Origin of the sequence: Legionella erythra (assembly GCF_001467615.1) — a bacterium.
Lineage (GTDB): Bacteria > Pseudomonadota > Gammaproteobacteria > Legionellales > Legionellaceae > Legionella_C > Legionella_C erythra.
In genome coordinates, this window is the sequence record NZ_LNYA01000021.1 from 1 (window position 1) to 12209 (window position 12209).

A 12209-nucleotide genomic window follows, 5' to 3' on the forward strand; every position below is an offset into this window, starting at 1 on the left:
GCCCTGATCTTTTTCTTACACCCACTTGATCTTTTTCTTACAGCGTTTTAAAAATCAGGTGCGTTAGCCCTGCTGCGTCCTTTTGATTCACAGCCAGAAAATCAGAACAAAAAGGTACAGGAGTGTCATGCCAATCACAGGAATAATGACGAACCCCAGAAAAAGATGAATCTGGATACGGTTTTCAGCTGATGATTTGTAGAATTTTTTAAATTTGGCCAATAATGACATGATTTATCCATCGATGACGGGTTGCGTACCTCAATTCTTCATTTTGCCTCGATAAACCCTGGGCGTCAAAAGGAGTCGCGTGCGGGAATGATACCGGTGCCGTAATCAACCCTCCTTTCTCGAACCATGGGAGTTATCAAAAAAACAGACAAAGGTGCTTTACGGGGTCTTTATGCAATTGAAAACACGGTAGCCCTTAGCAAATTCGTTTATCCAACTAGCTTTCTATTACAGAGAGGGCATTTTTTTAGGCTCTTTTCTCAGGCCAGACTGCATGACAGGGGGCCGCGCTGTTAGAGGCCGAGAGGCAAAAAAGGAATGATGCGTGACGATGTCTGAAGGGTTGTTCTTGCCCTCGAAAAAATCCGGGTTGGTTTTAATGCTGTGGCGTAAAGGAGAAAGATCGCGTCGCGGTTGCTTTTTATCCAGATAATCCTGTCCGGCGTCCTGGGCTCCCTTATACAAGTGTAACAGCGTGGATTTATTCTTTTGGCACTCCTGGCAGCAGGGGATTAATGGCGTATAAAAATCATCAAATAAGGAAAGAATTTCTGCATGAGGAGGTAATTGTCTGACTGTTTTTATTTCTGCTTTGGGATGATTGCCATAATACTCCTGATGATTGTATGGATATAAAAATACGTTGCAGACTTCTTTAACAGCTAATTGCTTACCATGAATAAGGAATAGCTTCACTAATGTCTTACTGAAGGATTTTTCCGCACAGGGTTTGGCAACGTAGTCGGTTCCCATAAGGCTTACCATCAATTCGTTAAAATGGGTAAGGTGTGAGCTTGACAATATGTATTTAAGGCCGCCTTCCTGATTTAACTGCCTGATAACGGCGGATAATTTACTAAACAGTGCTTTATTATCATAAATGCTGGCCCCTACCAGACAATATTCTTTGGATTTTATTGACAGGACAACAAAGGAGAGGCAGGAGGGAAATAATGACGTGCAGTCAGGGTTAACTGCTGCTGCTTTAGTCACCTTGTGGTCATGATGCTTTCTGGCCAGTTCGCGATTGCTCTGATGTGACCAGAGACGAGCTAATAAGGCCCTTGCATAGGCTTTGCTTTGGTCGCCCTGATTAAAATAATAGCCTGGGGAGTCGAGAACAACAGCACCTAAATCGGCATAATCGGTTTCCTGGTATTTCTTGCTTTTGACGTATTTGGCAAATTCCCGATAATTGTCTTGATAGGGGTTCAAATCATGCGGAACAGAGGGGGGCTCTGAATCGGTTTTCGGACAAATTGGTTTGAATTTGGCTAACAAATGATTATCGGTGATAAGATCAAAAGCCGTTTGGCCTTCTTTGTTTCGATACGCTGGATTAGCACCCTGGCTTAATAAAAAATCAACCATCGACTCATCGTTCTGTTTTGCCGCCACATGCAACATGGAATTTTCTTTTTCACCCGTTACCCAGCTGTTCAGCACTTGTCTGACAACCTCAGCGCCTGCTTTCGTACAATATAGTTTCAGTCCTTTAATATCCTGGTTTTTTACTGACTCGATAAAAAATGGGCCAATATCGGGTGTAACAGGGGTATTGCAGCGAAAAATGGCAGCCACGGTGTAAGGGTGCTCATGCTCATAAGCCAGAGACAAAGCATTTTCCTGGTTATTGTTTAAGGAGTAGGGATTGGCACCCAGTTGGATGAGTCGTAAAACCAAATCCACCATGCCGCGCTGAGCCGCAAGGTGGATGAGGTAGTCGCCAGAAGAGGCGAGATAGGAATGCGTATGTGTTTCGTTGACGGTACTCAATACTTTTTTTCGGCTTCTTCATCCGAGTCGTCTAAAAGAATTAAAAATAAATGTTTAATATCGTTGTTCATTGAACCCTATGGAAAAGTAATTGATGCCTTGGCAGTGGGTAAAATAGGATCGCGAGAAATGCTCTAACTTTAATCAATTTGGATTAAAGAAATATTAAATAGACGATATTTTAAACATATTTCTTTGCAATGGTTGTATTTGTTCGAAACTGACTGGTCAGCCGCTGCGTCCCCAAGGCCCTCGCGGTCTTGCCCCCAGTTCATCCGGATCGTGAAGTTGGGTTTTATACGCGTCATCTAAAAATTTCTTCACACCGGCGACCATGCCAATCGCTTTTTCCTGCGTCCTGGGTGGGACCTCGGCCTTAATCAGTTTTTCCAATGCATCATAAACGTTGGGTTCACTTTGGCTTTTGTGATTGGCATAACGATGAGCCATCCGCGCCATGCGATCGACGATGGCTTCATCGGGTAGTGTAGGTGAAGTGAGGTGTTTGCTTAAAACCACAAAAATGTCAGTGACGGTGGGAACCGGCATTCTGCCTGGTGCATAGGCTGCGGCTGTAATCGGTTTGGCGGGGATTACTTTCAGATCGGATGACGGGCGGCTACCGCCGTCGGGAGGAGTATACGCGGCGGCACTGTCCATACTTGGCGGCTTGTAACTGCCTCCGAGGTCGGCTTCCTCTGGTGCTGTGAGCTGCTGCCATATTTTTGCTGCAGCAGTCCCTTTATCCGCCAGTATTTTTTCAGCTGTTCCATAAAAACGTTCCAGAAGTGCCTGGGTGCTTTTCTGGCTCAAATGAAGGTTGGCGGCCAGTGATTTAATCAGCGTTTCATAAGTGAGCTTCCAGGTGGCGATGCTGTCTGCATCTGCATGGGTTAAGGGTTTTTTCCAATCAATAATCCGTTCTGGCTCAAAATCAAAAAACACCAGCCGACCGTTGGCAATAACCGCATTTCTGGCGTCAATGTCGCCGCTGCCTTTCATGAATTTCCGATCTTTATCGATTACGCCGGCAGACAGCATGGCCAATGACAAATCCAGTGCATCCTCCATGATTCTTGCGGCCTGTCCTTCAACAGCCGCCCATTTACTGGAGGGTTTATCATAAGCGGCACGAATAAAGTAATCATCACCGGCGTGAATCACCGGTAAAAAACCAGGTAAGCCGGTGGTCTGTAATAACTGGGATGCATGGCTGTCAGCCATGGCTCCGAGGCCTTCTTTGAACAGGATGCAGGGCGGGTGGGTTTCATCCCCATCCGTCGATTTTTTTTTGCCCACCATCACCACAATGCCGTCGCTGTCTTTCATGGGGGTTAAATCGTAATACAGGTGCATGGTTTCCTTAGTCAACGGCATTTTTTTTCCTTGGCTGAACCTTTATTAAAGAATAGGACAAAAGCTGGGAATTAAGTAAATTATTTGCTCAATCGTTTTTTGATATGGTATACAATGATTTATTTAAAGGAGACGACCCTTGCAATCGCGATATGAGCAATCAGGCGCACCTGCAAACTTGCTACCCCATACGGAAGAAAACCCCTTCTACGTCAATGTCAAATACCTTCTTGATCCGCATTATCGCGAAGGCAATACAGAGACGACGCCTTTTCTCTATACGACGGAATTGACCTCTTGCGTAGGCATAGGATTGATTTATCGCCAAGGGGAGAAAGTTAAAAAAATTAGCCTTATACCATTCAACAACAGAACATATTGCCTGTGAGGATAACTATATTCGTGCTGCCATCCACACACCCTTTGAGCGTAACATGGGGGTCAATCAAAAAAACCTGATCAGGGCGCTTTACCGGTTTTTTTATGCGATTGAAAACAGTCATGGTGTCACGGTCATTATTCACAGCAACAATGGCCCCAAGGAGGGCAGCACACTGGCAAATGATAATTCCTACCCGGATGTTGTTCGTTTTGTTCAACACGTCCTGAAGGTAATGGGCCATGATAAACTGCCGAAAGAGAACTTCTTATACAGTTGCCACAGCCCCAGTTTTGTGGTGATGAATGACGGCAGCTTTTTTGCGGTCCGTCGGGAGCAGCATGAAAAACTCGCACAAAAAATTGCCGATTACGTGATGGAAGACATTCTGTCTTCTTCGCGCAGGTTGAAACCATTGCGAGGGAAAAGCATTTTTGTTGACGGCCATAAAAAGAAAGTAACCGCTTTGGATTCCCAGATTTTACAGCTTATCAAACAGGCCGACACAGGCGAATTGACCTGGGTTGCGGTCTGTCATGAGGTAAATGATAAAATAAAGGCATTGCAGGAAAATAAGCCTAAAGAAGCCCGGCAATATGAAAAAATTCGCTTCATGTTGCAATGCCTGGACGATGCAAATGTTTATCTCTGGCATAAGGTGCAGGAGGATATGCCTAGGCAGGGAGAGAGCGCACGTATTTAATTTTATGTGTTAAAGGTATTTTTATTTAAAAATAAATAAAAAAGTAGGACTTTTGCAAAATTTAGTTTAAATTGGTAAAAAATCTCCCTATTGCCCAAAGGAGAGAAAATGATTTTTGTAGTCATCCTGATGATGATACTGGTGCTCATTTTCTATCTGGGCATAAAACCACAAAAACGGAACCGCAAATCCCCCCTTTATCGTGCGCCTTCGCTTCTTCCCCAAGAGGCGACTTTGATCGCGCCCGCTCCAGAACCGCCGGTCTCGCCTGTTGTGACGTCTTTATCTGTATTAACGCCGCCCGCGGAATTAGCCGCTTTTCATTTAATTACAAGAGCAGAGTGCCAACCCGAGGTGGTTGAAAACCTCATTAAAATGGCCCAGTCCATGCCGCGGCCGCACCCGCTGCTTAAAGCCCTGACCAATAATCTGGATAATCCTGAAAAACTATATCAAGTGGTAAAAAGTGATGCAGAAATTGCAGCTAAAATTTTGCGCACCGTCAATTCCGGCGAATTTTATCTGACTAAAAAAATAACCCATTTAAATTATGCCATTCTGTATCTGGGCAGTAACATGGTTAAAAATATCGCCTTGCAATGCGTCATGAAAACCAATGCTCAATCCCGCGACAAGCGGGTTAATCAGGCCTTGAAAACCATCTGGGCGCAAGGATTTTTAGCCAGTTCACTGGCGGTTCCTTTTGCTAAAAATTTAGGCTTAAGCCATGCCGCTGAATTGGGTACCCAGACCTTATTGGCTTACATTGGTAACCTGGCGATTATTTCTTACAAGCCTGCGCTTGCTTATTATTATACCGAAAACTATTCGCTGTTCGAGAGAACCAAAATGGAACAACAGGAATTAGGCGTTCATGCGGCAATGATTGGCAGCGAGTTGGCAGAAGCCTGGCAACTGCCCCAGGAAATTATTGAAGGAATACGTCATAACCTCCTGCCTCTTGGCGTCCCTCCGGCCGAGTGTCTGTTGCAGGGAACAGCCCTTCGTGATTGCGTTATCACGTATGTCTGTTGCCGTGCTGCCGAAATGATCATTAATCAGCAGCTCAAGGATGTGGCTGAACTGAACTGGATGGACGAGCGCCTTTTGGAGTTATTTTATCTCCCTGCCTATATTAATCAGACTGATTTGAAAGCCTGCCTGGATTTACACAAAAAACAGGCTTTTCGCAGTGAAGTGAATAAACTGATTCAAAAATTTCAATGGCCCGGTAATAAAAGATAGAAAAGTTACTATCAAATCGCTCATGGCAGAACAGCGCTATTCGACTGAATTGGTTTTAAACGTCCTGATGACTTCCTGCGTGTCATTATCAATGATGGAACCCTGGTATCGTCCCGCGCCATTTTGGGCTTGTGTAATCATCCAGGCGAAAAGCTTGTCGACGTCATTGCCTTCTTTTTCCGCAATCAAACGATCGCCCACATACACTTTTGCTGTATACAACATACAATCCCTTAATATCACCACGGTGAAAAAATGCTATCTCTTTAAGTATGGCATACACGCGGAGAAAGAGGCTTATTGTCCGTCTTTTTTTGTGGAGAATTTTTCATAATCGCCGAAAAAATTGGGTGGGGCAGGGTATTGGCTGCCGGTTGCCGAGTGATCGCTTGGACGGTAGCTGCATCCCGCTTTGTCATAAAACCAGCGGCTGGTATTGCCGGTCAGGTAGACTTCATCCTGCTTGGGTTTGTAAAGCCAGTGCGTGATTTCAAAGTCGCCTTTAAACATGGCGGTGCATACCTGACTGGCTTCATTAACGACTTTCGCGATGGCCTCGTTATCATAATGGCCCATATCGCCTTGAAACGAACCGCCAAGATAGGGGGTGGCAAGCGCTTGACTGCAAACCAGCAATAAGCAGGCCGGGGGTATGAATTTCATAATCTATCCGTCCAGTTTTTCTTGTTCATAGTATAGACTTCAATCGGCTCGGCCTGGGTAGTAAAGTTGGTAGGGCCGTGTGTTTTGTTTACCCTTGCAAAAGCCGTGCGTTGGTGAGCGCGTAAGCTGGGTTTATTGAGGATATCCATCACGGTGACGCCACGAATGATGAGGGCATCGGTTATCAGAGAACTGACAACACCTGGCATCCTGAACTATCTTTAAACGTAAGGCAACAAACAGGGAGAATAACATGGATTATGTGGATGGATTTGTTTTGCCTATTCCGGCTGACAAGCTTAAAGCCTATTGCAACATGGCAAAATCTGCGGGTGACATATGGATGGAGCATGGCGCACTGGCTTTTCGTGAGTGTGTAATTGATGATGCCACGGCGCAGGGCATGGTGTCTTTTCCTGAAATGGCCAGGGCGTCAGCCAGCGAAGTCGTCATTTTTTCCTACATTGTCTTTAAGTCCAGAGAGCATCGCGATGAAGTGAACAAGCGTGTCATGGCCGATGCCCGTATCAAGAAAAACATCGAGGAATTTGGCGAGCTGTTTGATTGCAAACGCATGGCTTATGGTGGGTTCAAAACCCTGGTGGATTTATAAATCCTTCATTCCATCGATAGAGGCCAGGCGTATTCACAAACAACCCATTTACTGCTGGGCAGCGGCTGCACGGTCAATCTGCTGTTGAATAGCAGGGTTTTTAAAAATCAGATGGTTATGAACACCTAAGGCAACCAGGCTGGGGGCTAACTCGCTAATTATGGCCAAGGCGTCTCGTTTTTCGGCTTCGCTGCTTGAGGGGCTGGCCATGATTTCAGCATTGCGCAGCACAGCGGCCACCGTTCCTTTTCTGACACGGATATTGTGGTAGAGGATATCATTTTCTGCATCGGGTAAAACATCTTCCGGTCTTTGGGCACGCATGCGATTTCTCACCTTATTCGCTATGTTGTTTCCAGTCTGATATGGGTATGTTCTGTTTATTTTCAAGGGCACGCTGCTATTGCATGCTTGTTTTTCATTGCATTTCAGCAGGTTATAGGGTAATAATCATCGCGTTTAATTAAAGTGCAAACCGTTTGGCGTTTGTATGAACGACATTGCAAGTCAAGGCAGGATTATGAAACGAAACAGAATAACAGGATTTATGGCAATGATGTTATTGGCGAATGGGTCCTACGCCAATTTTACTTTTTACCCCAATGCGCTGAATAATTGTACGAGCATTGCGGGAAACTGGGCCGGCAAAGGCATGGCCTCCAGCTGGTTGACTGGGGAATGCCATTACCATGGCGCCGGTACGGTCAGCGCGGTGGACAGCAATGGGCATTTCAACATTGAACTGGCTGTGGATAAGGATTCCGGCAGCTTTTTATGCCCCAACCATACCACCAAACAATTGGCTGGCGTTTGCCGTGACGGGGTCGTAACTATTCAAACGGAATATGGCAACCTCAATGGCCATTTTAGTGAAAACACCGGGAATGCCAGCGGAAAATTAACGGTAAGCCCCGGTATGAGTGCGGATGTGAGTGTGCAATTTTACCGCAACAATCGTTAATCGACCGCAAGGCCTGCTCAAAAGCAGGCTTTGCCTGTGGAAGTATTGGTTTATGGATAGGGGCATGCTATAAGTGGGGCGGGTAAGGGATTTACCAGGGATACTCATCGACTATGTCAAGGATAAGCCTTATCAGACAGGGTTTTTTTAAGCACACATCGAAAGCCGCCAGTCGCCCGCCAACCATCACATTTAACGATGCGTTTAATTTAAATCAATTACGGTTTGAATTTTCAAGCCTCTATTTGTTGTTTATTGCTAACCCTTCCCTGATGAACACCCACCATGACATGGTTTTATATCTTGATTATCTTGGCCAGATTTTAGTCGATTATTACATGCTCGATTACGTGGCTGATGAATCGGAAATGATCCGCCTTAAAAAGAAACGTGTTGCACGCTTTATTGAGAATAATTTCATTTTAGACCCACTGCATCCCGGGGATGAAAACGCAATGAATCAACCCCCTGGATCGCCGTGGGGAAAGATTAAAAAAGCCGCCTCTTCAGCGGGAAAAACACTAAAAAGTTCCGCCAGGATTCGCGCTTGCATTGCGCGACTGATTGCCGCCCGATCCTATTGGAATACCAGCCGTTCGCTCGCCAATCATTTAATTCGTTTTGCTGTTGCCTCAGGCCTTTCCGACGAATTTCTGCGATTTAATCACGCCCTCGGCGTGAAGTGTGGGGTTTCTGAGTTTTTGCAGGCTTTGGATGAAACCCGAGGGGTGCTGGGCGCTGCCAGTGTGGGGTTAAACGGCATGCGCTTATTGATTAATATTTCGACCATGATAAAGCATCTTTTCAGTGCCGCCGTTCATGATGGCCTGTCAGTGAAAAAAGTGTTTAAGCAGGAAATGGAAAAGCGGATTTATTCCCTCATGGATGATTTGATGTGGGGGTGTATAAATTTTATTAACAACTATCGCCAATTCATTCATCTTACGGCTGCAACGGCTGCCCGCCTGAGTTTGATTGGCTTGGGGATGGATGCGGTGCTGTTAATGGGCAGTTGGCTGATTGATATGAAAAATTATACAGAACGCCTGCAGGAATTGAAGGACAGAAAACAAGAAAAAATAACGGCAGTGGAGGCGGCGTTGATTGATCGCCAGATCGATATTCTGATGGATGAGTGGCAAGTCCAATGTAGTTATTATTTATTCAATCTGGCCGCCGCAATCATGCTGTGCGCTGTATTTTCAGTCAGCCTGATGACCTTAAATCCTGTGCTGCTTGGTATTCTGGCCGTGCTAAGCATGACTGGCAATGCCATGTATAATTCAGCCAATGCGTTTAAACAATACCGCGAGGCCGCTATCAGGCTCAAGCGCGAACAATCAAACGGTCAATCTGGCCAGGAAACAGAACAACTCATCCGATTAACGAAAAGAGAAGATAATGCCTTTGCTGTTTTTTTTGATTCCTTGCTCTTTAATGTCGTTTTTACTGCCTCACTGATTGCTGTAGCCGCTGTGTCGTTGCCTTTAGCCGGGATGATGGTGGTCTGTTACGCCGGCTATAGATGGGGACAGGCAGATAAGGACAAGGTAAGCGGCGTGCAAACACCTGCCGGTGATGAGTTTATCTATCGTATTTCAACCTCCGCTGCTTTTTAAACGCCCTCGACCATAAGATCCAGCGCCTGATTGGCGCTGGATTTTTATCTTATCGCCAGCAGCGTAAAAAGCCTCTGGCATTAATCCAGCAATCCGGACGCCCGGGAACTGGTCTTGCCCAGGGCCCTGGGCTATTGGGGACACAGCGTCCAAAAGCAGTCATGTGATAACCAAACCCACAACCCTGTGCGGCTTCGGTTGAAGAGGAATAGGCAAAACCCAGGGTCAATGCACTACCGAGCAGCAAAGCTGATAACAACCGGGAACGGCGGATAACTTGTGTCTTCATGACATCTCCTTTTTGCTGATTCTCACTAAGTATAGAAATGATTGGTTAAAATGGCTAAAAAATATACATGTGCATGAATTTTATAAATAAATGACGCTTCAAGGGTCTTTATTTGCCTATTTTTTATAAAAAAGGCATATTGGTCATGGGATTAACTTCGTAAGGATAATAAATGAGTAATCAACACGGCCATCCGGGTTCATTTTTCAATGGCAATGGACATCATCACGGGCATACACAGGGAAATGGTCAGGCTAATCCAAATGGTCTGCCGACACATCAGCACCATCACGGTCATCAGGCGCCAGTCTTCTTTCCGCCCGCCCCACAGGCTGTCGTTTATCCGCCAGTGACCCATCATACCCATCATGGGCACGTTCATTCTCATGGACATGCTCATTCTCATGGGCGCTGAGGCTGGCCAAAAGCAGTTACCCGTCTTTCTGGTCACTGCGTCAGGAATGCTCGAGATAAAATTGAATGAATTGCTCGGCCGATAATGCTTTTGAAAACAGCCATCCCTGGCCAAATTCAACGTGACGAAGGACAAGGTAGTCGACCTGCTCTTGTTTCTCGATGCCTTCTGCGACCACCGCGAGGTGCAATGTTTTTGCCATTTCAATGATATGGGGCGTGACGCTGCTTGAGGCGGCGTCAATGCCGATGGTATCAACAAATGATTTATCGATTTTTAAAATATCGAGCGGAAAATTCTGCAGGTAGGAAAGACTTGAATAGCCGGTGCCAAAATCATCGATAGCCACAACATACCCTGCCTCTCGGGCACGCGTTAACGTCGTTTTGGCGGATTGAGTCTCAAGGAAACCGCGTTCAGTGGCTTCAAGCCATATCTGGTGAGGTTGAATGCCCGTGTCTTTAAGTTTATCGTGAAGCACGTCAAGGATACGTCCGCTTTGAATATCGCGCGGGCTTAGGTTGATGGACATGTGCAGGGCAGGATGGGCCGACAAAAAAGGCCCGAGCTCATCGACGATGGCTTCAATGATTTTATCGGTAATGCCTAGAATCAAACCGCTGTCTTCCGCCTGAGGAATAAACAGGTAGGGTTTAACCATCCAGCCGTCGGGACGCCGCCATCGGGCTAAGGCTTCAGCCCCGATGCACTGACCGGTCTTAAGATCAACGATGGGTTGATAGTGGGCAATTAATTCATGGTTCTCAATGGCTACGGCCAGCTCACCGAGCAGCGACAGGCGTTGGCGTGAATAGTAAACCACCATGCCAATCACAAACAGTGCGGTGAGCAGCCCAAAGGGGAGAAAAAACAGTTGTGTTTGTTTAAAATTGTCATACACACGCGACTCAGGTTCAAGTGAGAACACCAAAAACTGGTTTTTTTGGGCAATGCCGACCAGATAGCCCTCTATTGTATGATGAATCTGGTTTTCTTTATATTGGTTAAGCAGTGCTTTAATGATTCCTGGATCGGGATTATTAAGTTGCCCAATCAGCTGGCCGTTACGCGTCATAATGGCAATCTGGATGGCTGGATCGACAATGACATCAACAAAGCGTTGCGGCTCGATGAGGATTTGATAATTTTTATATTTAAGCGCGATAAAATGATGGTGATGATTGAGGGTGGATTGGGCATCAAACGACGCTTCAACGCCATAAGCCGTGACATAATCGCTGGAGAATTTGCTCAACTGGCTCTGTACCGGCCCCCAGGTTGTGCATATTAACCTATCCCCCTTAAAATAACCGATCTCTTCAATGACGCGGTTAGCCAGGGTAACCTTGCGCATTAAATGGATATGAGTGGGTGAGCAGGGTCTTTTAACTGACGTATTCGCCAATGATTGCAAGGCACTGTTGGCTTGAACAAACGTAATAAAAGCGCGGGTTAAGGCGCGTTGACTGATGTCCGCCAGGTAGTCTTTCTCGATTTGCACCGCCCGGATGAAGGATAAATAAAAAGCGGCGCCAAGAGGCAGAATGGCCCCAACCAAGGCGAGTAAAATAGCCAGCGTTATAACACCTGTGCGACGCAATTGATCATCCTTGCCCAAGACGCCACTTTAATAATTATACAAAATTTTATCAATAGCAGTGGAATTGCGATGGTTGTTTTCGAATAAATGAAAGTCAAGTCTGTTTTTTTATTTAAATTTTGGTAGCATAGATGTCTCCTGCTGAATCTATTCCATGCCACAACCTGTGGATATTTTTTTGACCACTTCGTTTTTTTTAATCTCCTTCCGCCTTATTGTTCTTGAAAAATCACACCCCGTATGGTTTTTAAGCTTAGTCTGTTCACGTTTATAAAAAAGCATTATCCACAAAATCTGTGGATAAGTCTGTGCATACACTGTAAAAGATCTCAAAATACAACTGATTTTGCATTTGCTCA

The 12209-nt window shown here is 45.6% G+C and carries 16 protein-coding genes; 6 read left to right on the top strand and 10 right to left on the bottom strand.

Annotation, left to right across the window (positions count from 1 at the left end):
• Positions 1 to 87: 87 nt before the first annotated feature.
• From Lery_RS15470 to Lery_RS04600, 3 genes are all read right to left on the bottom strand, one after another.
• Positions 88 to 231: a hypothetical protein gene (locus Lery_RS15470; RefSeq protein ID WP_165481484.1), complete on the bottom strand. Its 144-nt coding sequence runs from the start codon at positions 229 to 231 to the stop codon at positions 88 to 90.
• Between the two features lie 228 nt (positions 232 to 459).
• A complete protein-coding gene (locus Lery_RS04595) occupies positions 460 to 2007 on the bottom strand; it encodes an ankyrin repeat domain-containing protein (RefSeq protein WP_058526088.1) in 1548 nt (515 codons plus the stop codon).
• Between the two features lie 228 nt (positions 2008 to 2235).
• Positions 2236 to 3384, bottom strand: a complete 1149-nt coding sequence (locus Lery_RS04600) for a hypothetical protein (RefSeq protein WP_058526089.1) — start codon at positions 3382 to 3384, stop codon at positions 2236 to 2238.
• A 118-nt stretch (positions 3385 to 3502) separates the two neighbouring features.
• Between Lery_RS04600 and Lery_RS15225 the strand changes: the two genes are divergently transcribed.
• From Lery_RS15225 to Lery_RS04610, 3 genes are all read left to right on the top strand, one after another.
• The gene (locus Lery_RS15225) at positions 3503 to 3751 is read left to right on the top strand and encodes a hypothetical protein (RefSeq protein WP_131751106.1); all 249 of its coding nucleotides are present in this window, start codon (positions 3503 to 3505) and stop codon (positions 3749 to 3751) included.
• 46 nt (positions 3752 to 3797) lie between these two features.
• Positions 3798 to 4445, top strand: a complete 648-nt coding sequence (locus Lery_RS04605; protein WP_058526090.1) for a hypothetical protein — start codon at positions 3798 to 3800, stop codon at positions 4443 to 4445.
• A gap of 108 nt (positions 4446 to 4553) precedes the next feature.
• On the top strand, positions 4554 to 5690 hold the full coding sequence (locus Lery_RS04610; protein WP_058526091.1) for an HDOD domain-containing protein: 1137 nt from the start codon (positions 4554 to 4556) through the stop codon (positions 5688 to 5690).
• Between the two features lie 36 nt (positions 5691 to 5726).
• Here the strand turns inward: Lery_RS04610 and Lery_RS04615 are convergent, their stop codons facing one another.
• From Lery_RS04615 to Lery_RS04625, 3 genes are all read right to left on the bottom strand, one after another.
• Positions 5727 to 5915: a hypothetical protein gene (locus Lery_RS04615; RefSeq protein ID WP_058526092.1), complete on the bottom strand. Its 189-nt coding sequence runs from the start codon at positions 5913 to 5915 to the stop codon at positions 5727 to 5729.
• 72 nt (positions 5916 to 5987) lie between these two features.
• Positions 5988 to 6353: a hypothetical protein gene (locus Lery_RS04620; RefSeq protein WP_058526093.1), complete on the bottom strand. Its 366-nt coding sequence runs from the start codon at positions 6351 to 6353 to the stop codon at positions 5988 to 5990.
• Positions 6350 to 6562, bottom strand: a complete 213-nt coding sequence (locus tag Lery_RS04625) for a hypothetical protein (RefSeq protein WP_058526094.1) — start codon at positions 6560 to 6562, stop codon at positions 6350 to 6352. Before Lery_RS04625 ends, Lery_RS04620 begins: the two co-directional genes overlap by 4 nt.
• Before the next feature lie 44 nt (positions 6563 to 6606).
• Between Lery_RS04625 and Lery_RS04630 the strand changes: the two genes are divergently transcribed.
• A complete protein-coding gene (locus Lery_RS04630; RefSeq protein WP_058526095.1) occupies positions 6607 to 6966 on the top strand; it encodes a DUF1428 domain-containing protein in 360 nt (119 codons plus the stop codon).
• 48 nt (positions 6967 to 7014) lie between these two features.
• Here the strand turns inward: Lery_RS04630 and Lery_RS04635 are convergent, their stop codons facing one another.
• Positions 7015 to 7290 (bottom strand): hypothetical protein, encoded by a 276-nt coding sequence (locus Lery_RS04635; protein ID WP_058526096.1) that lies wholly within the window; start codon positions 7288 to 7290, stop codon positions 7015 to 7017.
• A gap of 229 nt (positions 7291 to 7519) precedes the next feature.
• Here Lery_RS04635 and Lery_RS04640 point away from each other — a divergent pair, with 229 nt between their 5' ends.
• Both Lery_RS04640 and Lery_RS04645 read left to right on the top strand, forming a co-directional pair.
• Positions 7520 to 7927, top strand: a complete 408-nt coding sequence (locus Lery_RS04640; RefSeq protein WP_237759145.1) for a hypothetical protein — start codon at positions 7520 to 7522, stop codon at positions 7925 to 7927.
• Positions 7928 to 8040: 113 nt separating this feature from the next.
• Positions 8041 to 9546, top strand: a complete 1506-nt coding sequence (locus Lery_RS04645) for a hypothetical protein (protein ID WP_058526098.1) — start codon at positions 8041 to 8043, stop codon at positions 9544 to 9546.
• A 49-nt stretch (positions 9547 to 9595) separates the two neighbouring features.
• Here Lery_RS04645 and Lery_RS04650 read toward each other — a convergent pair whose 3' ends face one another.
• The 3 genes from Lery_RS04650 to Lery_RS04655 form a co-directional block, all read right to left on the bottom strand.
• Positions 9596 to 9835, bottom strand: coding sequence for a GCG_CRPN prefix-to-repeats domain-containing protein (locus Lery_RS04650; protein WP_058526099.1), 240 nt, complete (start codon positions 9833 to 9835; stop codon positions 9596 to 9598).
• Positions 9836 to 10034: 199 nt separating this feature from the next.
• Positions 10035 to 10223, bottom strand: coding sequence for a hypothetical protein (locus Lery_RS15230; RefSeq protein WP_131751105.1), 189 nt, complete (start codon positions 10221 to 10223; stop codon positions 10035 to 10037).
• A 67-nt stretch (positions 10224 to 10290) separates the two neighbouring features.
• Entirely contained in the window at positions 10291 to 11850 is a 1560-nt protein-coding gene (locus Lery_RS04655; RefSeq protein ID WP_058526100.1) for an EAL domain-containing protein, read from the bottom strand.
• Positions 11851 to 12209: the final 359 nt, after the last annotated feature.